Origin of the sequence: Agaribacterium haliotis, assembly GCF_002312815.1 — a bacterium.
GTDB classification, from domain to species: Bacteria; Pseudomonadota; Gammaproteobacteria; order Pseudomonadales; family Cellvibrionaceae; genus Agaribacterium; species Agaribacterium haliotis.
This window is the reverse complement of the sequence record NZ_NKQJ01000002.1, coordinates 58,197-82,910: the sequence shown is the minus strand read 5'-3', so window position 1 is coordinate 82,910 and position 24,714 is coordinate 58,197. Positions and strand designations below refer to the sequence as shown.

Genomic DNA, 24,714 nt, shown 5'->3' with positions numbered 1-24,714 from the left:
GTTACTTCTCGCTTATTTAGCTTGCTAAACTGCGCTCAAAGTGCCTTTCTGGGCGAATATTCAGGCTCCAGCAGAGCGTATTTAATTAGTGTTAACAGGCCCTAGTATTGAGCCGGTCGTGTATGCATGAGCTGGTCAACGCCATTGTCGTGGCGGTGGGCGATACGCGCCTGCAATTTTAGCAGTAACGCGGCCTAGTCGATCGCATCTTACGTCTTTCTTTCACACAGAGGCGATGGGCGTATTTGGAAAAATTATTTTTATATGAAAAAGGATTTGATTGATGTTTTCACGGCGCAGTTTTTTAATTGGCTCTGCAGCTGCAAGTGCAGCTGTATCGTCTTTCGCAAGCAGTAAATCTGCGCGCCGCTTTGATGCTGCTACGCGGATTCAGGCCCTGGAGCAGGGGCAGGCGCGCCTTGGTGTGTGTTTGCTCGATACGGTGACAGGCGAAGTAACTGGCAACCGTTTAGATGAGCGCTTTGCAACCTGTTCTACGTTTAAATTGGCAATGGTTGCCGCCTGTTTGCGCGAGGCTGATCACGGGCGTTTAAACCTGGATGAGATATTGCCTTATTCTGAAGGCGATCTTTTACCCTGGGCGCCGGTGACTAAAAAACACCTCGCCGAGGGTGGCCTGAGCATAAAGACGTTAGCGCAGGCGGCGCAGCAGTGGAGCGATGGTGTTGCAGCCAACCTGTTGGTGAAGCGCCTGGGTGGCCCTGCTGCTGTCACCGCTAAATATCGAGACATGGGCGATACCGTCACTCGCCTCGACCGTTATGAACCAGACCTGGGCCTGGTGCTTTCGGCCGATATGCGCGATACCACCTCACCGCTTGCTTATGCTCAGCTGGTGGCGAGGATTTTAACCGCTGATGTCTTGCGCGATACGACACGTAAGCAGCTTCTAGCTTGGACACAAAGCACGGCTACCGGAGCCAGGCGGCTGCGAGCCGGCCTTCCCGTTGAATGGCAAACAGGTAATAAAACCGGAACCGGGCGCACGCAAGGTACAACCAACAAGTGCAACGATGTTGCGATTACATTTCCGCCCGGCAAAAACCCAATAATTATTGCCGCCTATTTTGATAGTGGTGAATACACTGAAAAGATAGAGGCCAGGCACGAGGCGGTACTTGCCGAAGTGGGAAAAATTGCCGCTCAATGGGCGCTAGGTTAGTTGTGCTTGTTTCTGTCGTTGTTATTGGGTTTTGACATGTTTTTTATGCTACTGACATAGGGTGTCAGTAGCATAAAGATATGATCGGTCTTTTACCCAGTTGGAGATTAGATCGTGAAAATGAACTACTTTGTTGTCGGCAGTAATAATATGGCCGCTGCAACTAAATTTTACGATTCGCTTTTTGAAGGTTTGAATTTAGAGAAGCTGGTGCCATCAGATAGGATGACGTACTGGCTGGGGGATGGTTTTGCATTTTCCGTTGCCCTTCCTTTTGACGGCAAAGCCGCAACACATGGCAATGGCAGCATGCTTGGTTTTAATGTCGGTACCGCACAAGAGGTGAAGCGAATGCACAGTTTGGCCTTAGCCTTAGGTGGTGTTTGTGAAGGTCAGCCGGGGCAACGAGGCCCGCGCTTTTCTGCTTATGTTAGGGATCTGGATAAAAATAAATTGTGCTTTTCTGACTAAATTAGCTCAATCAGTTTTAAGCAGTGATCTCGCTTTTATTTTTCTTGCAATGTTACATTTTTATTAAGCGCATAGCATATCGTGCCCGGCTCTTTCTTTAGGCAAGTTCCGGGTGTACTGTATCTGTTTTGGGGCATGTTTTTTTTTGACTGATACGGTGTTTTGGCTATGGATAGTATTGCTGTTTATCGTTTTGTTGGTGTTGTGTTAATACTGGTCGGGGTGTTTTTAGTTTGGAACCCTGAGTTTGTGAGTAAAAAACCGGTTCCCAGTGACCCTTTTTTAGCCGTGGAGCGGCGAATTTGGTGGGGCTTGATTATCGGTTTTGGCTGCCTGCTTTTATTTCACCACCAATGGACTCCGTGGAACGCCACCGCCGCAGCAACATGCGTATCACTGATGTTTGGTTTGTTGCTTGCAAGATTGATCGGTATAGCGCTTGACGGTTCGGTTGTAAAACAGTGGCTGAATGTTGGCATTGAAGTTGTCATTATGCTGCCTCTATTGTGGTGGTATTTTCATGCGCGAACGTCGTAGTACTTGTTCGTATCACTTATGACGCTTCGTCCGCTTTGAGTGTGTTTTTATTTTCTAATACTACTTTTCGGTTTTTAATATACTAATTTTATAGTGTGAGGTTTAAATGCCATACGTGAATGTTCAAATCACTGCTGGTGCGACTAGGCAGCAAAAAAAAGAAATTGTTAAAGATATTACTGATTCTTTGCAGCGTGTTTTAGCTAAAAAACCCGAGCATACCCATATTGTGATTCAGGAAATTGAAGAAGAAAACTGGGGTTATGCAGGTTTGCTAACCGATGATTGGAAAAAGTCTCAGGCTTAGTGGCAACAGGCCCGGGTTTAAAAAATCTTAATCTCTCAACCTTAGCTTGAGTTTAGATGCCGGATAAACCATAGATGTTAAGGTTCGCGATGGGGGCAGTGCTATGAATATTGCTATTTATATTTACGACGAGGCTGAGGTTTTAGATTTTTCAGGGCCTTTTGAAGTGTTTTCAACGGCCGCTAGAATTTCGGATGAAGCCGATGTTTTTAATGTGTTTTTGGTCAGTGAACACGGTGGCACGGTTAGCGCACGCGGCGCTTACAAGGTGCAAGCGGATTATAGTTTTGAGGGGCACCCGGATATTGATGTGTTAATTGTGGTGGGCGGGGTGCACAACGCCGAGATGGGCAAAGAGCCAGTGCTAAACTGGATACAAGCGCAGGCAAAAACAGCTAAGTTAGTTGCGTCGGTCTGCACCGGTGTATTTTTACTGGCTAAAGCCGGGCTTGTTTCAACACAGAAAGTAACCACTCACTGGCAAGATATTGCAGATTTGCGTGCGGCTTTTCCTGATTTAGATGTTGTAGAGAATCAGCGCTGGGTAGATGAGGGCAGTGTTGTTAGCTCTGGGGGCATATCCGCCGGCATTGATATGAGCTTACATTTAGTAAGTAAGTTACACAGCCGGGAATTAGCGCACAAAACCGCCAGGCAGATGGAGTTTGACTGGACACAAAATCGCGAAGGTAAAACTTAAGTTTTACCTTCGCGATAATAGGAAAAATTTACTGAGCGCTTAGGTACGCAAGGTAGCGATCGCGAATATCTCTGACGTAGTTGACTGGCTCACGGCCGCGCACATAACCAAAGCGCGCTTTTTGATAATATTCCGGCTTAGACAGCAACAGCATGGCTTTTTCAACATTGCCAAACCAGCGCTGCTCGTCGTAGCCGAGTTGGCTGGCAAGGCGCCTTGCATCGCGCACGTGACTGGCGCCAGCGTTGTAACTGGCAAGGCTAAAATACAGGCGCTCTTCAAAAGCCAGGTCGCCGGGAAAACGTTCTTTGAGCCACTCCATATATGCCAGGCCCGCTTCGATACCAATTTCAGGGTCGGTAAGTTTATTAAAACCAAATTCCCGCCCGGTGCGGGGTAGCACCTGCATTAAACCCTGTGCGCCAGCATACGAGCGCGCTTTGGGGTTGAATTTACTTTCCTGATACATCTGTGATGTGACCAGGCGCCAATCCATCTGGTATTCATATGATAGGCGTTTGGTCAGCTCGTCATAGGGGGACAGCGCTTCACCGGGGCGCACGCGGGCCTTTTGATATTTCAATATGCGTTTTTCATTTTTGAAATACTTGTTGTAGGTTACGTTGTAAAACAAACCTTTGTAGTGCTTTTTTATAAATCGGCCCAGCGCCTCTGAGAGCTTGTCTTGCTCGGGCCTGAGGCCCCAGGCAATTTTATTGTCTGTGCTAAGTGCAAGCTGCTCTTTGATATGCTCGTGATAGGTTTTTTCAAGCGCGACAAGGTGGCTGTCCGCTACGGCAAAGTCGGCTTTGTGTAAATCTAGTTCCTGCAGCAGCATTTCACTGCTGGCGTCGGGGCGTTCGATAATCTGCAAATCTATGCCCTGTTCTTGCAGCTTTCTTAAACGCTGGTAAAACACCGTAGTAGGATTGACCGCAACTTTAAGCCCGGCGAGTTCGCTAACATCTTTAATTGCTTCTGCATCGGCGCGGGTGACAATCAGTTCATCGACGTAGAGGTAGGGGCGGCTAAAACGCAGGCCCTGCTCGGCCCGTTTTTCGCTAACAGTCATCGAGGCGGCAATTAAGTCGCCTTCACCACTTTGCAGCGCTTCAATAAGCTCGGGCATATTGTTTTTAACAATCACTGACAGGCGCAGCTTGTTTTCTTCGGCAAATTTTTTGACTAAGTCGTAGTCAAAACCCATTTGCTCGCCTTTCCACAAAAAATAACTGGCCGGATTGTTTAGCGTTAGCATGCGCAGCTCGCCGCGTTTTTTTATGTCTGCCCAGCCGAGCTTTTCATTGCTGGCGACACTGGCGGCGATGTGGTGTTCAACCAGGAAGTGATTGAGGTAGGTCAGCAAATCGGGGTTGTCCTGGCGCACAGCCCAGGCGATGCGCCGGTGTTTTTTTAAGGTTTCGGCAATGCTAAGTTTGGGGAAATACTCAATTAAATCGCGGGCGATATTGCTGTCGAGCACGGTTGCGCGGCTGCTGTCTTCTTCAATCCAGCTGAGCCAGTCGTAGGCGCTTTTATTTGCCGGCATCAGCTCTACATCGGCAATGCCATTTTGTTCGAGGCTTTCAACAAAAGCGCTGCCCTGGCCGACAAAAAAACGCAGCTGGTCGCTGGCCTGTTTGTGTTTAATGACAACTTCGTCAACGTGGGCAAGCGAGCGGCTGTAGCTGACAAGCTGCTGGCGCTTTTCGGTAACGCTCATATTGCTGATAATTAAGTCGCCGCGGCCTTCGAGCAGGGCGGGGATTAGTTCATTTCTATCGTCGACCCAAATCCATTCAGCTTCAAGTTCGAGGCGCTTGGCAAACGCTTCGGCGAGGTCGTAGAACTCTTTTAATACCGGGGCTCTGTCGGAGACCGCCTGTTCTTCAGCTAGGCCGCGCGGGGCGATAAAACGCAGGCGCCCGTGAACCTGAATCGGGCCAAAATCCGCGGTTGATAAATAAGGCGGCGATGGGCTTGGCGACGGCTGCTGTTGTTTGCCGCTGTTTGGGCCCGGCTGTTTGCCTTCTTGTTGCTCACAGGCGCAAAGTGCTGCCAACAAACAAAACACAAATACCAGCCAGCGCTGAGGCCGTTTAAAAAATTTATTATAAATATGGGGCATTGAAACACGATCGATAAATAAACTGACGACATTGTTTCAAGAGCGGCAAGGTAGCGCAAGAGGGCTAGAAGCGGCGGCGCCTACGCGACAACACAATATACAACACAAGCCACAACAACTGTCCGGCCACAGAGTTTAATGTTCTGTGGCCGGAGTTTGTGCTTTTGTCTAGAGAATTGCGGGGATGCCGGGCAGTTGGCCAACCAGGGCCAGAGCGCCGGTGCAAACCGCCAGGGTAAGGGCGGGAATAATTAACCTGTCGGCAAGCGTTAAGCTCTCGGAGCGCTCTTTGTCGCCAATAAAGCCGAGGTTGTCGAGCAGCATGGTCAGCGCCCAGCCAAAAACGGGGTTTACAAAGGCGCAGGAAAATATGCAAATACCAGCGCTGTGGGAGTTTTTGGTGTCCTTCACCATCTGCATGCCGGCCTCAAGCAGCGGCAGAAATACTCCGACAATCAGTGCAACACGCAATACCGGTTCCCACATGGCCAGATCCATCGGGTAACCAATTAGGGCTGCGGCCACACAGAGCAGGCCGGTTAATGCGGCGCCACCGGGAATTGGGCGTTTGGCGATTGCTGCGGGAATCATATAGGTTCCCCAGCTTGAGGCGAGATTGCCGCCACCGAGGCCCGCACCGACAATCTGGCGCACTGAACAAACGGCCATGGTGTCGTCGACATTCATCAGCACACCTTTGGCTTTTTGCGGGTAGTTGAGCTCCTGGAACACGCGGTGGCCGAGGAAGTCGGGTGACCACATTGCCACGGCCAATATTGCGTAAGGCATAACGGCAATAAAGTGGTTTAAGTGGGGCCAGCCGAGTTGCCAACCGGTATTTTCACCCCACCAATAAAATGGGTTCAGGTGAGGCAGGCCCGGCGCGGTGGTAAATTCAAACGGCGCGCCCATCTCAAGCGCAACCACGCCGGCCAAAGCGCTGCACAGTGGGATGGCCAGCCAGCGTTTTTGGATGCGCGCCAGGTAGGCATAAATAACCACGGTAACAAAAATAACCGCAAAAGCGACACCGGTGTGGCCGGCATCGCCGGCCCAGCCTTTGAGCTTGGTAATCTGGCCAATAAGGCCAACTGCGCCTAAATAAATAAGTAAACCGCCGCGCACACCTTCGCCAGTTAGTTTTACCAGCTTCGAGCCGCCTTTGGTAAAGCTGAGCATCAGGCCAAAGACACCGACCATGACACCGAGCGCGAGCGGGTGGCCACCGGCTGCGGCAATAAGTGGAATAAGCGGTATCATCGGCCCGTGGGTGCCGGCGAGGTTGGCCGTTGGGTTGAGCACGGCGGAAAATAATACGACAAAAAGCACACCGGCAATTAGCAGCTCAAAGCGCACATTCTCGGCGATAAAGGCCGAGTCCAGGCCAAATTGTGCAGCAAATGCGGCGACCATGGCGGTAACCATAACAATTTTGCCGATGGTGGCCGCAAGCGCGGGAACCCAGTCTTCGATTTCAATATGGAAGTCGCGAAAGGGTAAATGAATACGCCAGCGCTTGAAGTTCATGATGCTTAATTCGTGCTCGAGGTAGTCCGAGCGAGAATTAAAATGATTGGCGGGTTTGCGGCGCTCCCGGTAGGAGCCCCCAGACATATCCGACATTGTTCACCTCTTATAAAACTTATAGCGAGCCTGCACGCAGGCTCTATCCCAGTAAGAAACGATGCTTTGCTCGGGGCCGTAACAGCCGTTGCCGGAACCTTATTCGTGTGATAACTGGTTCTCTAGCGCAAATATCAGCGTTCGGCGCGAGCATAGAGCCAGCCTCGTCTGAGCTTGTTGAGCCAGTTGGAGTTTTGTTTTTGCAGCTTGTGCTACAGAGTGCTTTTTGAACGAGTTTTGATTCAGATCTTATTTGTGCTTTATTGCTGCGGCGCGGCGGTCTATCTTGGTGTAGGGCTGCGCATCGATATACTTGCGCGCCTTAAGCTCGCGCTGTAAATGCGGCCCGCATGACAGGCATCAAATGTGGGTGAGGGTGAATATGGACAATGGCTGAAAAATGATGACAAGGGGAATTAATTTTATGCGCAGCACATTTAGCTTACGGCCTCTGGCTTTAGCTCTGTTAATTGGGGGCATGACAGCGACGGCAACCGCCGGCGCTGCGACGGTGACGATACCCGATAATATTGATATGAAACTCGGTGGCCGTTTGCATGTTTTAGCCAGCGGCTCAGACGATGAAAGCCTCAGTGATAGAGATGAGCTGGACCTGCAAGTCCGCCGCGCGCGCATCCGTTTTTCGAGCACGGTCGACGAGTGGATCACGCTGTTTTTGCAAACTGAAATGGCCTCACAAACGGAAAAAAGCGGCGCAGATATGGTGTTGATTGACGCCAATGTCACACTCAAGCCCATGCAGCAGGCGCAAGTGGTGCTCGGCCAGCATATGAGCCCGGCACTGCGTCAGAATGTGACTTCTTCGGGCGCGCTGCTTGCTATCGACCGCCCTGGAGTGCAGTACAAAAGCTTGACCTGGGGCACGCGTGCACTCGCTGGTTTTTCACGCAAGACTCAGAGTGAAACCGATGCTGGCCTGCGCGGAGAAGTTGACGTTCGCGACACCGGTGCCACATTTTTTGGTGTGGCCAGCCCGGGCGAGCGCCTGCACTTAAAATATTATGCCGGTATTTATGAGGGGGCGCTGAGTGCCGCCGATAGCCGCTACACTGCGCGCGGGCAAATTAACTTTGGCGATGCCGAAAGTGGCTATTTTAACGCCGCAAATTACCTTGGTAAAAAAGATACCATCGCGCTGGGTTTAAGTGTCGATCAGCAAAGTGAGGTGGCCACCGATCTCGGCAGCGGTGATGAAGTGGATTACCTGCTGAGCTCAGTTGATTTTTTTGCAGCCAAAGGTGCGCTGACGTTTGAGGCGGCCTATATTAATCTCGACCTGGGCGGTGCGGGGCTGCTCGCCTTTCAGGATGGATCGGCCGTTGGCGGTAATAAAGCTACAGGTAAACAAGCGGAAGGTGACGGTTATTATCTACAGGCGGCTTGGCAGTTTGGCAAGTGGCAGCCGTGGGCTGGTTTCGAAAGTTGGGACAGCAATGCCGACGATGGCTACGGCAGTTTTAGCGGCGCGCGTTTAGGTGTCAGCTACCTGCTAAACAAAGAAAGCAGTTTTAAGCTCGGTGTTGAAAACTGGGAAAACGATGTGGTTGCCGATGGTGACGATGCGGAATTTATGACAGTGACCGCTGGCTATTTTATTACCTTTTAATCTTATTTTATTCTTTTCGCAGCAAAGAAAAGGTGAGGCGCAAAGCGCCTCACCTTTTTTATGGCTTATTACCAGGTGTATGCTGGGTCCTGGGTTGATAAATTAAATAGTACAGTGCAGGCAACAGTAGCAGTGTTAATAACAAAGCGCTTAGCATGCCACCGACCATTGGTGCGGCGAGCCTGTGCATTAGCTCCGAGCCGCTGCCGTGAGCAAACATAATCGGTAGCAGGCCAACAATGGTTGCCGCCGTTGTCATAAATACCGGGCGTATGCGTAAAAGCGCGCCGTCAAAAATCGCCTGTTTAAATTCATATTTATTAAGCTCGCCATCGCTGGTGGATTTGGCGCGGGTTAAAGACTGTTTAATGTAGACCAGCATAATAACGCCGATTTCGACTGCAACACCGGCCAGGGCCACTAAACCAACGGCGACGGCAATTGAAAAACTGTAGTTAAGTAAGTACAGCAGCCACAGACTACCGACGATGGCCATAGGCAAAGTGCCCATAATAACGGCAACATCGATCAGGCTTTTAAAGCTCATATAAAGCAATACAACAATAATCATCAGCGTTAGCGGGATAATGTAACTGAGTCTTTGTTTCGCCCGTTGCATGTATTCGTATTGCCCTGCCCAGTTCAGTGAATAAGCTATCGGTAAATCCAGTTCTTGTTCAATAAGCGCTTGGGCTTGTTTTATATAGGCGCCAATATCGTTGCCGTGGATATCGATATAAGTCCAGCCGTTAATCCGCGCGTTTTCACTTTTAATGGCTGGTGGGCCATCTTCAATACGGATAGTGGCAACATCGGCCAGCGCGATGTGTTGGCCGCGTTCGGTGACGATGGGCAGCAGTTCAAGTTGTCTGGGCGAGTCGCGATAGGCTTGGGGGTAGCGTATGTTTATCGGATAGCGCTCCAGGCCTTCAACACTTTGTGATACGTTGATACCGCCGACGGCGCTGGCAATGACCTGCTGGATATCATTGATACTCAAACCAAAGCGCGCAGCTTTTTCTCGCTGTATATCGATGTTGAGATAGCGCCCACCGGCGACCCGCTCGGAGTAGACCGAGGCGGTGTCATGCAAACTGCCGAGCAGTTGTTCAAGCTGTTGACCGAGCCGTTGGATAACCTTGATGTCGGGCCCGGCGATTTTTATTCCGAGCGGGGTTTTGATGCCGGTGGCAAGCATATCTATGCGTGTTTTAATCGGCATGACCCAGCTATTACTCAGGCCCGGAAATTTAACCAGTGCATCAAGTTCCTGCTTTAGTTGCTCAAGCGTCAGGCCTTCGCGCCACTGATCTTTGGGTTTTAATTGAATAAAAGTTTCGATCATCGTCAGTGGGGCTGGGTCGGTGGCGGTTTCGGCGCGGCCGATCTTGCCAAATACGGTCTCTACTTCGGGAACCGTGGCGATCAGCTTATCCGTCTGTTGCAGAATCTCCCTGGCTTTGCCGATTGATAGACTTGGGTAGGTAGTTGGCATATACATTAAATCGCCCTCGTCGAGCTCTGGCATAAATTCCGTGCCGAGCTGGGCTAAGGGCCACAAACTACTTGCCAGCAACAAAAGCGCTGCTAGTACTGTGACTCTAGGATACGTAAGTGCCGCTGAAAGTACCGGTCGGTAAAGGTAGATTAGCAGTCTGTTCATTGGGTTTTTATTTTCGGCGATGCTGCTGCCGCGAATAAAATAGCCGAGAAGCACCGGCACCAGGGTGATCGCTAGCGCTGCTGCTGCTGCCATGGCGTAGGTTTTGGTAAATGCTAACGGGCTGAACATGCGGCCTTCTTGCGCTTCAAGTGCAAAGATAGGTACAAAGCTTACGGTAATGATCAGCAAGCTAAAAAATAACGCCGGGCCAACTTCCGTTGCTGATTTTAAGACAAGTTGCCAGTGTTCGTATTTTTTACCGCGCTGCTGCTCCATGTGGCGGTGCATATTTTCTACCATAACGATAGCCCCGTCGATCATGGCGCCGATAGCAATAGCGATTCCACCTAATGACATTAAGTTGGCATTGATACCTTGAAGTTTCATGACAATAAACGCGGCGAGTATGCCCAGGGGCAGGCTGATAATTGCGACGAGCGAGGAGCGCAGGTGAAATAAAAATAACGCACAAACCAGCGCGACAATAACAAACTCTTCAACCAGCTTTTGCCAGAGATTTTTTATCGCGCTTTGAATTAATTTAGAGCGGTCGTAGACGGGAACAATCTCAACCCCGGGCGGCAGGCTGTGTTTAAGCTGTTCGAGCTTGTTTTTGACGCCATCTATAGTTTTTTGCGCGTTTTCTCCGTATCGCATAACGATGATGCCGCCGACGGTTTCACCTTCGCCGTTGAGTTCGGCGATGCCACGGCGCATCTGAGGCCCAAGTTCTACGCGGGCAATATCTTTTAACAGCAGAGGCGTGCCGTTAATATTTAAACCCAACGGTATTAATTCCAGATCGTTTTTATTTTTAATGTAACCCGAAGCTCGCAACATGTATTCGGCTTCAGCTAGTTCGATTACCGAGGCGCCGAGTTCTTGATTGGCTTGCTCAATCGCGCTTTGAATGTGTTGCAGAGGGATATTAAATGCGCGAATTTTTTCCGGGTCGACGATAACCTGATATTGCTTGACCATGCCGCCAACGCTAGCAACTTCCGATACGCCGTCGACAGTCTGTAGTTCATATTTTAAAAACCAATCTTGTAAAGAGCGCAGTTGGCTTAAGTCGTGATTGCCGCTTTTATCTATCAGGCTGTAAATGTACACCCAACCGACGCCGCTGGCATCGGGGCCCAGTTGTGGTTTGGCTGTTTTAGGTAAATTGGGCGTAACTTGGTTGAGATATTCCAGTACGCGGCTGCGCGCCCAGTACATGTCTGTATCGTCATCAAAAATTACGTAGACATATGAATCCCCATAAAATGAGAAAGCGCGTACAGTGACGGCTCCGGGTACGGAGAGCATGGCACTGCTTAAGGGGTAAGTGACCTGATCCTCGACAACTTGCGGTGCTTGCCCGGGGTACGAGGTTTTTATAATCACTTGTACGTCACTTAAATCTGGAATCGCGTCAACGGGCGTATGTTTTACTGCGTAGATGCCGCTGAAAAACAACATAGTGGCCGCGAGCAATACCAGCGGGCGATTTTGTATTGACCAGCGAATAATTGCGGCAATCATGGCTGGGCCCCCATGCTGCTGTGGTGCTCTTCGTTTGTGCTTGTTTTGGGGCTTGTTTTGTTGCTTATTTGGGCTCTCGGCGAAGCTTCAAATTCAACCATAACAAAGTCGTCGCCTTGAATTTCAAAGCGAAAGAAAATATTGGGCTGCTGTTTTAATTTATTGATATCGATATGTTCGGCGAGACTGAAATCCATTGTTGCAGCCGGCCTGCCCCACTTTTTTATTTCACCGCGACTTATATTGGCGCTTCTATTTTTTTCATCAATGCTGTTGATGCTGCCGTAAACTTCTGCGCTTTGGACTTTTGTATGCTGCATGCCTGCTGCGGCGTGATTACCCTGATGTTCATCGCTTAGCTGTGCTTCGGCCGTGTAGAGCATGCGTTTGAAATCTGAATTTACACTCGACTCTGAATCAATTAAGAACTGGGCTGAGGTGACAATCTTGTCGCCGGCTTCAAGGCCCTGAAGTATTTCGACACTCTCGCGACTCTCTCGCCCGGCTTTCACTTCAACGGATTTAAAATAACCGTCTCCCAGGGCCAGCACTACCCTATCTTGCAAGCCTGTGCGAATAAGCGCTTCGCTTGGAATATTTAAACTTGCGCGCGCCGCCTTGCTGTGAATTTTTACCTGGGCATACATGTTGGGCAGCAACTGTTGACCGGGGTTGTCGAATTTTAAGCGCAGGCGCAGAGTGCGGGTATCGGCGTTGAGTGTCGGATAGATATAGTCAACCTTGCCCGACCATAATTTCCCGGGCTTGTAGTCGAGCTGCATACTGACCTCGGCGCCAACAGTTATGAGTGACGCCTGCCGCTCAAATACCTCCGCCTCGACCCAAACTTGCTCGAGATTGCCGATGCTAAATAAGTTGGTGCCCGGTTGAACATAAAAACCTTCGCGTACATTTAAGTTGTCAACAATGCCGTCTTGAGGTGAGTTAAAGGTGACTGTTTGGCGAATGATTTTTGTTTTTCTGAGCCTGTTGATAAAGCTCTGGGGGATTTGCAGGGCGCGCAATTTATCTTCAGCACCTTTGATAAGCCGCAGGTTGCCACGATTTATCGCCAGTACAAATTCCTCTTGTGCGTTGACAAGTTCCGGCGAGTACAGATCGTAGAGGGCCGCACCTTTTTTTACCGGGTCGCCGCTGGCGCTGACGTAGAGTTTGTCCACCCAGCCGGATACGCGCGGGTGAATGTGAATAAGCCGGTTTTCATCGTATTTAACAAAACCGACGGTAAGGATGGCCTCATCTAAGTGGCCGAGTTTCGCTTCTGAGCTGCGCACGCCGAGTTTGTTGATAACGCTGGGGTTGATTTTTATCGCGCCCGGGCTCGGCTGGGTATTGTTATCTTCGTATACGGGAACAAGCTCCATACCCATTGGTGAAAGCCCGGGTTTGTCGCGCCGGTAATTGGCATCCATCGGCGCGACCCAATAGAGAATTTTTCTCTCTTGCTCAAGGCTCGGTTCTGTCGGCGCGGCGCTGGGGGAGGCAAACAAGAAAAATGCCGCCGAGATAGCGAGGCCGAGCAGGCCCCCTATTAAAAATATTAAAATGCTTGCGGCCTTAACGCGGCCTGTTTGGGTGTTCATCTATTTGTCCTCTCGGCGGCGACTGTTGCGACCATAAAACACGGTGATTGTGTTTTGTGGTACCAGTGCCGGCGCCAGTGCTTTGGGCTACTGTTTTGTACTTAGCTGGCTTGTGCGCATGCTAAAAACAATGTCTGCAGTGCGGCTTAAGGCAATACCAGCCTAAGCTTGTTGTTAGCTGTTCAATGGTTGGCTTAACGGTAACAGCTGGGCCATTTTTGAGGCGCAACTGTCCTGCTTTAGCTGTGTGAAGGGGGTTTATAGATAGAACTTTGCTGAGCGCGCGGGTGCTGCACAGCTAAGTCGGCGCGATAAGTGGCGCCTGGCTTAAATAGCGCAGATAAAAAGTGGCTGACGATGCCAGTGGCGCCGTGGCAGCCGAGCATAGTGCAATCGCCATCACAACATTTTATGGGGGGCTTAATGTCTATGTTTTGTTCGGGTTTGTTTTTGAGCTCGGCTGTTAGCTCTGCGCCGTGTTGCATATGGCAGGGGCTGTTTGCGGTGGTATCGACAGCGGGGGGAGCACTCATTGTTTGGGCGTGCGCAGCGGTGCCGAGCAGCTGTCCGCCAAGGTTTAGCAGAATCAGCAGTAGGCACAGGCGGAGCGAACGAAAGCTAAAACGTGAATGCATGAAATCGTAATCGGCCCATCACTTTAGGTTGTCTTAAGATACCACTTGCTTAGATCGCTTCCCAGTATCAATTTGTGCTGCTTTGCGCGGCGCTTCTCAGTACTAGGGCCTGTTAACACTAATTAAATACGCTCTGCTGGAGCCTGAGTATTCGACCTGAAAGGCACTTTGAGCGCAGTTTAGCGAGCTAAATAAGCGATAAGTAACGCATCGGGGCGGATATTCAGGCCCAGCCCTTCGGGTTGTGCCCCTCATCCCGCTCTCTGTGTTGTTTGTCGCTTATTTGGAGCAACCAAACTACGCTCCAAACGCCTTGATAGCAGAATGAGGGGCGCAACAGAGTGCATTTAATTAGTGTTAACAGGCCCTAACTGCGACTTATGGAAGGGCAAACTCAACGCTGTGTCTGTGGGCGTCGCCCGGGTTCGAGCTTGAGTAAGATGTATTGGAGCTCGGCATAACGTCGATGGATGACGCGCCGGCTTTGGGGATGTCGATGACCTGCCAGTTTTCGACCTGCCTGGGGTAATAACCCGCCTGAGTGAGAATGTGCTTGAGCTCGCCACTGGCACGCATACGCTGTATGCCTCTATTTAGGGCCGCGATTAACTCTTGGGCTTTGGGGCTGCTTGCGGCAACAACAAATACGCGCTCGGCGTCTAAGTAGGTGACGACATTCGGTATCGGGTGCAGCCACAGCGCTTCGTCGTCTTTACTTTTGTCCCAGAAAAAGCGGCTGAGCCCGGCTTTGTTGTCAAACTCAAGCAGGGTAACGTCGGCTCTGTCGATATTAATCATGCGCATCAGGTAGCGAAAATGCTTGGCGTAGTGCACATTTTTACCGCTGATATTTTTAATGTTGCGCTTGTCGACCTCCCAGTTTTCGACGCTGATAAAGCGCAGTTGCTGAAGGTCGTGCAGGTTTTTTGCGGCCATGGCCTGCTGATTATTTTCTGCCGTAAAAAAGCCAACCAGCGCTTCCCCCCGGCGTATATGTGGCACACTCTTTAAAAACGCATTGCCGATATCGGGGTCGTCACTCCAGTAGCTCGAGCCGAGTAAGTCAATGCGCTGTTGTTCGGCCAGAACATTGGCTCTGAGTACATTCGGAAGCGGGACAAACTCGACGTCAAAGTCAAAGCCGGCTTCTGCCAGGGCGCGGGCTTGAATAAGAATTTCAGCCATGCTCCGGTCGAGCAGCTTAGTGCGACCGAGGACTATTTGCTCGAGCGGGTTACCGTTGACGTAAAACGCCAGGTAATTTAAGTAATCACTCTCAATGCCTATTTTCACTTTATAAGCTTCGGCATGAGTTAGAGCGGAGCTTAGTGCACAGGCAATGTAAATCAAAATTTTCGAAGCAATCTTCATTCTTCGCGGTCTACCAAGTCGGCCGGGGCTCAGTTTGTGGCTGGTTTAATGCCTGATTTAATCCAGTCACCCAAGTGAAATATTGGCTGTGAGTACTAATTCATGCTGACACCTTATTGGCGGCTAAAGGTTCTACAGCCCAGTATCAACAACAGTATATGAAAGTATGCATTGGTGAAACTATAAAACGTAAGCAACGGCTAATTCACTTGGCTTAGGCAAGCTACTTCTAAGCCATAATTGCTAAATATCAGCGCGTCATAATCAGATGGAATTATAACTATGTATACATACGCCTTAAGTGAAACGTTTGGCATTTGCTGGCTGAGTGCGTCAAAAGTTTGAGTAAAGCTAAGGCCAGATGGCGCGATTTTGTCTTATATGTGTAAAGGAGCTAAATAGTCTTGAGATAAGTATTCCTGCGACATATTTTGCCAAGCCGCTTAGCCAGGTGCACTTACATGCGCCGGGTGGTCATTCACAGACTTTGAATCTGGTGCTCAATGAGCGAGGTGACTACAGTGTTGTTGTCGATAGGCTGGGAGTTTGGGCGCTACTAGAGCTTGTGCACGAGTAACGTGAGAGGCTTTAAAAAGTAGTTTAAAGCAGGCTCAACAATCAGCCGGGTGTAATAATCGCAAGCAAATAAATCAAGCTTAATAAACCCAGCCCAATAAACTCAGCTCAACACGCTCTGAGTTTATTGGGCCCGGCGGCGCTTAGTTTTTCTTGCGCTGCCCGGCTTGTACAGCGGTCAGGGCGATGGTGTAGACAATGTCATCAACTAGTGCGCCCCGGCTCAGGTCGTTGACCGGCTTGTTTAGCCCCTGCAGCATCGGGCCAATAGAGCCGACATGCGCGGAGCGTTGCACGGCTTTATAAGTGGTATTGCCGGTATTGAGGTCGGGGAAAATAAAGACGGTTGCCTGGCCGGCAACAAGGCTGTCCGGGGCCTTGCTTTTGGCAACACTGGCAACGGATGCCGCATCGTATTGCAGGGGGCCGTCAATAAGTAGGTCGGGGCGTTTGGCTTTGGCAATTTTTGTAGCTTCGCGCACTTTTTCGACGTCGCTGCCGCTGCCGCTGCCGCCGGTGCTGTAGCTGATCATTGCGATCTTGGGCTCTATGCCAAAGGCCGCCGCGCTGTCGCCACTTTGAATAGCAATGTCGGCCAGCTCTTCGGCGCTCGGGTCGGGGTTGACGGCACAGTCGCCGTAGACAACCACTTGATCTGGCAGGCACATAAAGAAGATCGACGAAACAATCTTTGCATCCGGGCTGGTTTTAATCAGCTGCAAGGCCGGGCGAATGGTTGCGGCGGTGGTGTTGACCGCACCGGCAACCAGGCCGTCGGCTTCGCCGATTTGCGCCATCATGGTGCCGACCATAATCGGGTCTTCGAGTATCGAGTGCGCCATGGTCGGAGTCAGGCCTTTGTGCTTGCGCAGTTCAACCAGGGCGTCGACGTAGTGCTCGGCGATTTCTTTCGGGTTTTTAAGCTCGATATCGTCCGGCAGCTCAATAGAGTGCATATCGGCGACGTGGCGGATTTGCTCGGGGTCGCCGAGCAGCACACACTTGGCGATACGCTTGCGGTGGCAGATCGCTGCGGCGCGAATAGTGCGCGGCTCGTCGCCTTCGGGCAGGACGATACGACAGCCTTCGGCGCGGGCTTTTTCGACCAGCGAGTAGCGGAAGGCCGCCGGGCTCAAGCGCACGTGGCTATTGGCTCGCACGCGCTCGGCAAGCCAGCTTGAGTCGATGCGCTCGGCCATAAAGTCCATCACCCGGTTGATGCGCGGAATATCGTCGCGCGGCACGTTGATGCTCATTTGATCGAGCTTGCGTGTGGTGGTAATGGTGTTGTAATGCGTCAGTATCACCGGCAGCCTCGCTTCAAATGCCGAGTGACACAGGGCGAGAATTTCATCGGAGGGTTTTAAATCGCCAGTGAGCAACAGGCCGGCCAGTGGCACGCCGTTGACCACGGCCATGCAAGCGGCGAGCAGCAAATCGTGGCGGTCACCTGGAATAATCACCAGGGTATTGGCTTTGAGTGAGTTTAAGCTGTTGCCGATGGTGCGCGCGAGTATGGAGACCGACTTAACCCGGCGCTCCATACGGGCTTTGGGGTTGAGGCTCTTGGCCTGTAAGTGGCTGGCGATGTCGCTGACCCGCGGCGCCATTGCCGACGGGTACCACGGGATTTCGCCGAGGCAGCGGAAATTGGGCTTGTCGAAAATCAGCAGGTTCTTGGCGATGGGTTTGATTTCATCGGTGACCGGAATATCGTCAACCGCCTGCAGCGGTGAGGCAAACTCTTCCGGCGCACCGACTTTATTCAGCATGCAGCCGAGCACTTTGCTCTCGCCTGTGCCGCCGTAGTAGTTGGCGGTCATATCGATATGGCGATTTAAATCGGCAAAGCTCTGGTGGTTCTGCGCGGCAACAAGGATGACATGGCTGTCGAGAGTGCGTGCCAGGGTTGAGTTGATACGGGCAATAAATGGCGCGTTGTCCTGCGGCACGAGGCCTTCAACCACCAGCACATCAACGTCCTTGGCGGTTTGTTGGCACAGCTGCACGACGTCTTCCATCAGCTCTTCCATCTCGTTGTGCGCCATGCGCTGCTGGGCTTCGCTTAACAAGATGGGGTCGGGGATATCGAGCTGTTGGGTTTCGTTTAAAAACAGCAGCGACGGGTCGAGCACTTCGGGGTTGTCGGCGTGCTGGGCGATGGGTTTGCAAAAGCCGACCTTAAGGCCGACTTGATCAAGTGCGCGAACCAGGCCTAAGGTGGCCGAGGTCAGACCTACGTTTGAGCCCGCCGGCGCCAAAAAAAAACTCTTGATCACTGTCTTTATCCCCCGATCAAACGCGCGGTGTCTTGGGCAATGGCCCACTCTTCGTTGGTGGCTATGACCACCGCTTTGCTGCTAGTGGCAGTGCTGATCAGGCCATTGTTGTCGCGGCCGTGTGTCGCATTGAGGGCGGGGTCGAGCTCAAAACCCAGTAACTTCAAGTGAGCTAAAGTCAGTTCGCGCACGCGCAGGGCATTTTCGCCGATGCCGCCGGTAAAGACGAGTGCGTCGAGACGGCCGAGCGGCATGGCCAGAGCACAGATGCTTTTTGCCAGGCGGTAGCAGAATAGGTGCACGGCCAGGTCGGCTTGTTCGTTGCCCTGTTCGGCGGCGTCACAGAGAGTGCGCATGTCGTTGCTGAGCTCGGAGACACCGAGCAGGCCGCTTTTTTTGTTGAGCATGGCGGTGACATCGGCGATGCCAATGTTGAGCTTTTCACTTAAAAACTGGTGCAGGCTTGGGTCTATGTCGCCGCTGCGAGTACCCATAACCAGGCCCTCGAGCGGGGTCATGCCCATCGTTGTATCAACACTGTGACCGTTGAGTACGGCGGTGGCCGAGCAGCCGTTACCGAGGTGGGCCGTGACCAGGGCGTGATTGTCCGGGTCTAAAGCGAGCTGCTTCACGGCCTGTTGCGCAACATATTTGTGGCTGGTGCCGTGGGCGCCGTAGCGGCGTACACCGTGGTCGCGGTAGAGCTCATAGGGCAGGGCGTAGAGGTAGGCCTCTTTGGGCATGCTCTGGTGAAAGGCCGTATCAAATACGGCAACCTGAGGCAGGCCGGGGAAGAGCCTTTGCATTTCTTCAATGCCCAGTGCATTGGCCGGGTTGTGCAGTGGTGCCAGTTCTATACAGCGCTTGATTTTGTCGAGCGCGAGATCGTCGACCAGCACGCTTTCGTAGAAGTATTCGCCGCCGTGTACAACGCGGTGACCGCAGGCTTTGATTTTATCGGCCATGCCGCGCTCTTTGAGCAAGTTGAGCAGGGCTTTCAGGGCATCGGCCTGGTCGGCTCCGGCGATGGTCAGCGATTGTTTTTGGCCGTCGGCTTTCCAGCTGAGTGTTGCTTCTGGGTCGTCCTGGCCGAGACGATCGGCGAGGCCGCTAAGCAAAGCTTGCTGGCTGTTGAGGCAAAAAAGGGAAAATTTCAGTGAGGAACTGCCCGAATTCAAAACGAGCACAATTGATTCTGCCAAGGCTCTCTACCTTCATCTCTAGGGTGGCGGGAGGAAAACGCTAGTGTAGAGTTTTGCGCCGCGTTGCGCTTGACTAATGTCAAGCGCACTCGCAGATAGGACGCATTTTCGTTTAGTTTGTCACATTTGTGTTGTCGTATGGCGACAAATTAGCTTTCCATGTCAAAGTCATAGTCCATTTTTGCAGCAGGCGCCTGCAAATAATAGCCCTGAATATAGTGCACACCGCTTTGCCACAACTTGCTCAGCAAGCTGGCGCTTTCGACTAGCGGTACGATGGTGATCTTGTCTTTTTGGTGCAGTTCGCTGACAAGGTTGTTGAGTGCGCTAACACCCTCTTCGTTGTCCTGCAGGTCTTGCGTGAAAGAGCCGTCTATCTTGATGTAGCTGGCCGATATTTGCTCGAGCGCTTTAAATGGGTTGAGGGCACAGCCAAAGTGATTGATTGCAACGGTGCAGCCGATGGCCTCCAGGGCTTTGGAGAAATTAATCGCGTCGTTAAGGTGATCGCTGATATCGACTTCATTGAGCTGGAAGATAATAGAGCTGGCCGGCAACTTGGCAGTTTTAAAGACCACGTTTAGCCACGGCACAAGGCTTTCGTCGAGCATGCTCTGTTTGCTTAGGTGCAGGATAAGCATGGTTTCAGAGCCGTTTTTGCGGTGCTCGGCGAGGGTTTTAGTCGCCTCCAGAATGACCCAGCGATCGAGCTTCGTCAGTGCGCCAATATTGGCGGCCTGGCTCAAAAATTCGTTGGGTGAAATCTCTTCTTCCTGGTCGTTGACCATGCGCAGCAGCACTTCGTAGTGTTCTTTTTCGGCGCCGCGCAGGCTTAGGATAGGTTGGAATAACAGGCGGAATTGCCCCTTGCTTAACGCGGCTTGTACGTCGAGGCTGACACTGCCGTCGGCCTCGACGGATGAGACCGGGCTTTCATAGAGTACGGCAACAGTGTCGCCGTTGTTGCTTGTGCGCGCCTGGTCGAGCGCTTGTAGGCTCTGCTGTATGGGGGTGTCGATATTGGCGCTGGTCTCGTTGATCACCGCGACACCGACATGGTAGTTAAAGTGCAGGGTTTTACCGTCGACATTAACAACGTGATCGCGCAGCGCAAGACCAATTTCGTTGGCGCGCTCGACTGCGCGCTGGGCGTTCATTTTGGGTGTGATCAGTAAAAAGCTGTTGTCGCCGTAGCGGCACAGAACGTCGGTTTTTTTCACCTGGCTCTGGGTGTATTTGGCGATTGCTGCAAGTGCTTTGTCAACCGAGCCGATACCGAGCTTGTCGGATACGGTTTGCTGGAACTGGTCAATGCCTATGTGCAGCACTGCGCTGTTAAACTGTTTGTCAGCAGCTTTTTGTATGCAGCTATTAAGCACCTGGCCCATGTAATTTTTGTTGTACAGGCCGGTTAAGGTGTCTTTGTTTTTGATCTCTTCAATTTGTGCTTGCAGCTCTTCGCTGTCTTCGCCTCTAGGGGGGTGATAGAGCAGTTGTATACAGCTTTCTTCATCAAAAACATCTTTGCGCACGGTGAAGTTGACGTCTTTGTTGCTGCCGTCTTCCTGGATCAGCGTCAGTTCCAGTTCTTGTACGGCGTCGTCGTCAGCTTTGAGAACAAAGTTTTTCAGGAAGTCCTTTAACAAGTCGTGGTGTTTGCTGTCGACGGTATCGATGACCGGCATGCACTCGATATCGTCTCTGTCGCTATAGGCGAGCAGCTCGGCAAAACTCTCGTTGGCGTAGAGAAACATGCCGTCTTGAACAAAGGCGATGGCGTCGCGGCTGTTGTCGAGCAGCTGCTGGTTGCGCGCGGCGATGTTGTTAAAACGGCGCTCGGCCATGCGGCGCTTTTCCCTGTCGTTGCGATTGCTTAACTCGCGATCAATCACCAGCAGAAGGTGTTGATCTTCGTCGAGCTGTACGACATCGCGCGCGCCTATTTTTAAGCCTTCTACGGCCGGCTGCGAGCCTTCTCTGTCACTCAATAGGATCATCGGGATATCTTTGTTCTGACGGCGCACGGTTTTTATCGCTTCGACCGGGGCCAAGCTCTCGGCGCTGTCAATAGCGATCATCATATCCCAGACTTTTTCCTGGAGTAGTTTTGCCAGCGCTTCGGCGCTGTCGACATGAGTTGCTCGCACGGCGCGGCCGGCGTTTTGCAGCATGCTAATGAGGCGCTCGGCTTCTGCCGCCGAGTCGTTGATCAGAAGCAGGCGTATGGTGGGCTGTTGCATGTTTGCTTTAATTCGCTTGTTGGAGCCAAATTGGGCTCGCTAGTTTAATGCATTATTACTGGTAGTCGCAGGATCAATTTCTTGAGACTAGTCTACCAGCGGGTTGAGCCCGCATTCGCGGGCTTGTCGATCTTTTTGCTTTCCGTAATGCGCAGGCTAAATTGCTGCACACTGTTTGTGGCAAACAGGCATTTCTCGAGTTTGCCACTGTAGGTTTTTTCGCCATCGATCAGTTTGACTTTGTCGCCAGCTCGAAAGGGGGCGCTGGCGGTCAGCATGCTCGCTTCAGTTTTGCTGAAACTGTCGGCCGGAAGCAGCAGGGCGCGCATATAGTCTGAGTAGCCGCCCATGTCATAGGTTTGGGCTATGCCGTAAGCATCGGCTTTGTCTGACAATATCTGTAAGCCAAATTGGCTGCTGCTGCGGCGCTGGCGTATCCAGCGAATAACGCCGAGCTGCCAGCTGGGTTTGCCGAATTCTCGCAGAACAATAACTTCTCCGGCCTGAATTTTGAGCTCGGAGCTGCCTTTCCAGACTAAGCAGTAACCACCCTGGCTGATATTTTGAATTTCCAGGCGGTAGATCGGGCGCTCAGCGCTTTTGGGCTCGCTGTTTGAAAAACTATCCGCGGGGGTAAAGCCGCCGATATTACTGTCGATTTCGTCGCTACTTTGGCCGCTGATAAAACTGTTGAAGTCTTGATTGTTGTTGCAAAAGTAGTGGCAGTCGTTAAGGCCAACGCCGACTTCGGCCGTCAGTTTTGCGCCGCGGCGCTCGTGGCGTCTTTGGCTCACGCCACTCCAACAGCTAAGCAGGTGCTGCAGCAACGCTGGGCTAAAGTCCGTGCCTATTTTTAAACCGGCACTTTGGCCGGCGCTGTCTTCGTCACTTTCTTGTTTGGCTATTTGATTGGTCAAGCTGCGCAAGTTGAGCTCAACCAACAACTGCTGTTTTTCATCGTCGCCAATTCGGTTTTCATAAATCGGGCCGAGGTCTTTATCGAGGTTCAGATAAAAAAAGCATTCCGGGTCGTCACTGAGGTCGAGGCGGAAGCTGACCATCGCCGCCCACTCGCCAAAATAATCGTACAGGGTGGGAATGTCTTTTTGCGGCAGCTGCATCGGTTTACAGCTCGATAGCAGTACTGAGCGCAGATAACAGTTTTGTATGCTGCTGAGCTTGCCTTTGCGTTGAATCGGGTCGTTGACACGTTCGTCGAGCAAATCGTACAGATCGGCGCAGCGAAACAGGCTGTGCATGTTTAACCACAGGCCTTCGGGCTCGGGGGTATAGATTTGCAAGCCGCGCATCATAATTAAACCAAAGCCGGTGATGGCTCGGTGCAAGGCGGAGCACAGCAGTTCGATTTGTTTGGCTTTGACTTTATTTGCAGTAACTAAGTCGCGGACAACAAGGCAGTAGCCATCGGCCATGTATTTTTGCAGGCTCTGGGCAATTAGCGCGCTTTTTTGCGCCGCTTCACTGAGCGGCATAGGCTGATTGACAAAGGTTTTGCTGAGGCCAAAAATCGTATTTTGCACGTAGGGGCGCAGCGCTTCGAGCATCTCAAAGCGCACCGCAGCTGTGCAGCGCAACTGGTTGACTTCAGGCAGGGCGGCGTAGAGCGTGGCGCCTGTTTTTTCGACCTGAGTCGGGCGCAGCAAACTGGCCCAGTCGGCAACCCGCTGGGCTTTGTAGCTTGCACAAAAGCTCAGTTTTTTAAGGCTCTGCTCGGGCAGAGCAATTAACTTCATCAGGTCGTGCGCTTGCACCTGTGTGTCCGTTATCGTTTTTTACTAGTGTTAGTGCCGTCCTCAGTGGGAGGGCTTGTGTTGTTATAGTGAGTATAGCTGCGCTGCTTGTGTCAGCATAAAGTTTGCCAAGCCGTAAATTTGCATAAAACCATTAGGTTTTTAGCTCGTTTTATTCCCTTTGCTGCTCGACAAAAAATTCACAGTGGTGTTTTGGCAGTCTGTCCCGGTTCATCTTTAACCAGTTTGGGTAGCAGGTAGCCGGGCAATCTGGCGCGCATTTTTTCATAAATAATTCGCGCGTCACTGAGCTCGATATCAAAGTGCGCGCCACCTCGCACCTTGTCGAGCACGTGTAGGTAGTAGGGTAACACTTTGTTTTTAAACAAGCTGTGATTAAGTTCTATTTGGCTTTTTGCGCTGTCATTTACCCCCCTTAATAACACGGCTTGGTTTAAGCAGGTTATGCCCGCCCGGCTCAATGCACTAAAAGCTGCTGCAACGTATGCATCAATTTCTTGTTTGTGATTGCAGTGCACAACAACCAGGCATTGCAGGCGGGTGCTGTTCAAGGTGGCGCAAAAATTCTGATCGATACGCGATGGCAGCACGATGGGCAGGCGACTGTGAAAACGCACGCGGTGCAGTTGGGGAATAGCCGCGAGCTGCTCTAAACGCTGCTGAATTTGTTCATTTGTTAACAAAAGTGGTTCGCCACCACTGAAGATAACTTCGTCTACTTCGTCATGATCTTTAAGGTAGTCAAGTATGGCTTGCCACTGGCTTTGACCGAGGCGGTTTTCACTGTAGGCAAAATTGCGGCGAAAGCAGTAGCGGCAGTTAATCGCACAGCTGCTGGTGGTGATCAGCAAGACGCGGTTGTGATATTTATGCACAAGACCTGGCAGCGGGTTAAAGGCTCGCTCTTGCAGAGGGTCGTCGACGTAGTTTGCCTGGGCTTCGTTTTCCTCGGCCAGGGGCAGCACTTGTTTTAGCAAGGGGTCGTTGATATCGCCTTTTTTTATGCGCGATAGATAACTGCGGGTAAGGCGAAGTGGAAAGAGTTTCTCTGCTTGTTTTGCGGCAGGCAAATAACTTCGGTCGAGCTCTAATAATTCAAACAGCTCGTTGCTGTCGCTAACAAGCTGTTTGAGTTCATCTTGCCAGCTAGTGCCTGGATGCAGTTGTATTTGCGGTATTGCATTCATTGTCGGGGCCTCGTGCGGACGCAGATTTTAGCGGTACTTGTCTCGCTTAGCATCCGTTGTGCTGGTATTGCTGCTAAAACTG

Annotated in this window: 18 protein-coding genes; 7 read left to right on the top strand and 11 right to left on the bottom strand. The window is 51.5% G+C overall.

The features are described from left to right. Nucleotides 1-283: 283 nt before the first annotated feature. The 5 genes from bla (at nucleotide 284) to CFK45_RS03200 (ending at nucleotide 3,198) form a co-directional block, all read left to right on the top strand. A complete protein-coding gene (gene bla / locus CFK45_RS03220; RefSeq protein WP_096084983.1) occupies nucleotides 284-1,183 on the top strand; it encodes a class A beta-lactamase in 900 nt (299 codons plus the stop codon). Between the two features lie 114 nt (nucleotides 1,184-1,297). Then, nucleotides 1,298-1,654, top strand: a complete 357-nt coding sequence (locus CFK45_RS03215; protein WP_096084982.1) for a VOC family protein — start codon at nucleotides 1,298-1,300, stop codon at nucleotides 1,652-1,654. Between the two features lie 168 nt (nucleotides 1,655-1,822). Beyond that, entirely contained in the window at nucleotides 1,823-2,191 is a 369-nt protein-coding gene (locus CFK45_RS03210; protein WP_096084981.1) for a DUF4345 family protein, read from the top strand. A 106-nt stretch (nucleotides 2,192-2,297) separates the two neighbouring features. Further along, nucleotides 2,298-2,498 carry a tautomerase family protein gene (locus CFK45_RS03205; RefSeq protein WP_096084980.1) on the top strand — a complete coding sequence of 67 codons (201 nt, stop codon included), beginning with the start codon at nucleotides 2,298-2,300 and terminating at the stop codon, nucleotides 2,496-2,498. A 103-nt stretch (nucleotides 2,499-2,601) separates the two neighbouring features. After that, a complete protein-coding gene (locus tag CFK45_RS03200; RefSeq protein WP_096084979.1) occupies nucleotides 2,602-3,198 on the top strand; it encodes a DJ-1/PfpI family protein in 597 nt (198 codons plus the stop codon). 28 nt (nucleotides 3,199-3,226) lie between these two features. Here the strand turns inward: CFK45_RS03200 and CFK45_RS03195 are convergent, their stop codons facing one another. Together CFK45_RS03195 and CFK45_RS03190 are read right to left on the bottom strand one after the other, a co-directional pair. Further along, entirely contained in the window at nucleotides 3,227-5,326 is a 2,100-nt protein-coding gene (locus CFK45_RS03195) for a transporter substrate-binding domain-containing protein (RefSeq protein WP_096084978.1), read from the bottom strand. 168 nt (nucleotides 5,327-5,494) lie between these two features. Next, nucleotides 5,495-6,949 carry a DUF3360 family protein gene (locus tag CFK45_RS03190; protein WP_096084977.1) on the bottom strand — a complete coding sequence of 485 codons (1,455 nt, stop codon included), beginning with the start codon at nucleotides 6,947-6,949 and terminating at the stop codon, nucleotides 5,495-5,497. 424 nt (nucleotides 6,950-7,373) lie between these two features. Between CFK45_RS03190 and CFK45_RS03185 the strand changes: the two genes are divergently transcribed. Continuing rightward, on the top strand, nucleotides 7,374-8,576 hold the full coding sequence (locus CFK45_RS03185; protein ID WP_158224587.1) for a porin: 1,203 nt from the start codon (nucleotides 7,374-7,376) through the stop codon (nucleotides 8,574-8,576). Nucleotides 8,577-8,634: 58 nt separating this feature from the next. Here CFK45_RS03185 and CFK45_RS03180 read toward each other — a convergent pair whose 3' ends face one another. The 4 genes from CFK45_RS03180 to CFK45_RS03165 all read right to left on the bottom strand — a co-directional run bounded on the left by CFK45_RS03180 (nucleotide 8,635) and on the right by CFK45_RS03165 (nucleotide 15,376). Then, nucleotides 8,635-11,766, bottom strand: a complete 3,132-nt coding sequence (locus CFK45_RS03180; protein ID WP_096084975.1) for an efflux RND transporter permease subunit — start codon at nucleotides 11,764-11,766, stop codon at nucleotides 8,635-8,637. Beyond that, nucleotides 11,763-13,370: an efflux RND transporter periplasmic adaptor subunit gene (locus tag CFK45_RS03175; protein WP_096084974.1), complete on the bottom strand. Its 1,608-nt coding sequence runs from the start codon at nucleotides 13,368-13,370 to the stop codon at nucleotides 11,763-11,765. The genes CFK45_RS03180 and CFK45_RS03175 overlap by 4 nt, the downstream gene beginning before the upstream one ends. A gap of 239 nt (nucleotides 13,371-13,609) precedes the next feature. Beyond that, nucleotides 13,610-14,005, bottom strand: coding sequence for a hypothetical protein (locus CFK45_RS03170; protein WP_096084973.1), 396 nt, complete (start codon nucleotides 14,003-14,005; stop codon nucleotides 13,610-13,612). A gap of 378 nt (nucleotides 14,006-14,383) precedes the next feature. Further along, nucleotides 14,384-15,376: a type 2 periplasmic-binding domain-containing protein gene (locus CFK45_RS03165; RefSeq protein WP_096084972.1), complete on the bottom strand. Its 993-nt coding sequence runs from the start codon at nucleotides 15,374-15,376 to the stop codon at nucleotides 14,384-14,386. Nucleotides 15,377-15,737: 361 nt separating this feature from the next. On the opposite strand from CFK45_RS03165, the gene CFK45_RS03160 reads away from it, so the two are divergent. Continuing rightward, complete coding sequence (locus CFK45_RS03160) at nucleotides 15,738-15,953, top strand: hypothetical protein (protein WP_096084971.1); 216 nt, start codon at nucleotides 15,738-15,740, stop codon at nucleotides 15,951-15,953. 142 nt (nucleotides 15,954-16,095) lie between these two features. Here the strand turns inward: CFK45_RS03160 and pta are convergent, their stop codons facing one another. The 5 genes from pta to epmB form a co-directional block, all read right to left on the bottom strand. Continuing rightward, nucleotides 16,096-18,231, bottom strand: a complete 2,136-nt coding sequence (pta, locus tag CFK45_RS03155) for a phosphate acetyltransferase (RefSeq protein WP_239923532.1) — start codon at nucleotides 18,229-18,231, stop codon at nucleotides 16,096-16,098. 5 nt (nucleotides 18,232-18,236) lie between these two features. After that, a complete protein-coding gene (locus tag CFK45_RS03150) occupies nucleotides 18,237-19,433 on the bottom strand; it encodes an acetate/propionate family kinase (RefSeq protein ID WP_096084970.1) in 1,197 nt (398 codons plus the stop codon). A 149-nt stretch (nucleotides 19,434-19,582) separates the two neighbouring features. Beyond that, nucleotides 19,583-21,673 carry an EAL domain-containing protein gene (locus CFK45_RS03145; RefSeq protein ID WP_096084969.1) on the bottom strand — a complete coding sequence of 697 codons (2,091 nt, stop codon included), beginning with the start codon at nucleotides 21,671-21,673 and terminating at the stop codon, nucleotides 19,583-19,585. 92 nt (nucleotides 21,674-21,765) lie between these two features. Next, entirely contained in the window at nucleotides 21,766-23,445 is a 1,680-nt protein-coding gene (locus tag CFK45_RS03140) for a PilZ domain-containing protein (protein WP_143247467.1), read from the bottom strand. 179 nt (nucleotides 23,446-23,624) lie between these two features. Beyond that, nucleotides 23,625-24,632, bottom strand: coding sequence for an EF-P beta-lysylation protein EpmB (gene epmB / locus CFK45_RS03135; RefSeq protein WP_096084967.1), 1,008 nt, complete (start codon nucleotides 24,630-24,632; stop codon nucleotides 23,625-23,627). Nucleotides 24,633-24,714: the final 82 nt, after the last annotated feature.

Coding starts and splice junctions, on each gene's coding strand:
- bla (WP_096084983.1), top strand. CDS start 284: ATGTTTTCACGGCGCAGTTTTTTAATTGGCTCTGCAGCTGCAAGTGCA.
- CFK45_RS03210 (WP_096084981.1), top strand. CDS start 1,823: ATGGATAGTATTGCTGTTTATCGTTTTGTTGGTGTTGTGTTAATACTG.
- CFK45_RS03205 (WP_096084980.1), top strand. CDS start 2,298: ATGCCATACGTGAATGTTCAAATCACTGCTGGTGCGACTAGGCAGCAA.
- CFK45_RS03200 (WP_096084979.1), top strand. CDS start 2,602: ATGAATATTGCTATTTATATTTACGACGAGGCTGAGGTTTTAGATTTT.
- CFK45_RS03195 (WP_096084978.1), bottom strand. CDS start 5,326: ATGCCCCATATTTATAATAAATTTTTTAAACGGCCTCAGCGCTGGCTG.
- CFK45_RS03190 (WP_096084977.1), bottom strand. CDS start 6,949: ATGTCGGATATGTCTGGGGGCTCCTACCGGGAGCGCCGCAAACCCGCC.
- CFK45_RS03185 (WP_158224587.1), top strand. CDS start 7,374: ATGCGCAGCACATTTAGCTTACGGCCTCTGGCTTTAGCTCTGTTAATT.
- CFK45_RS03180 (WP_096084975.1), bottom strand. CDS start 11,766: ATGATTGCCGCAATTATTCGCTGGTCAATACAAAATCGCCCGCTGGTA.
- CFK45_RS03175 (WP_096084974.1), bottom strand. CDS start 13,370: ATGAACACCCAAACAGGCCGCGTTAAGGCCGCAAGCATTTTAATATTT.
- CFK45_RS03170 (WP_096084973.1), bottom strand. CDS start 14,005: ATGCATTCACGTTTTAGCTTTCGTTCGCTCCGCCTGTGCCTACTGCTG.
- CFK45_RS03165 (WP_096084972.1), bottom strand. CDS start 15,376: ATGAAGATTGCTTCGAAAATTTTGATTTACATTGCCTGTGCACTAAGC.
- CFK45_RS03160 (WP_096084971.1), top strand. CDS start 15,738: ATGGCGCGATTTTGTCTTATATGTGTAAAGGAGCTAAATAGTCTTGAG.
- CFK45_RS03145 (WP_096084969.1), bottom strand. CDS start 21,673: ATGCAACAGCCCACCATACGCCTGCTTCTGATCAACGACTCGGCGGCA.
- epmB (WP_096084967.1), bottom strand. CDS start 24,632: ATGAATGCAATACCGCAAATACAACTGCATCCAGGCACTAGCTGGCAA.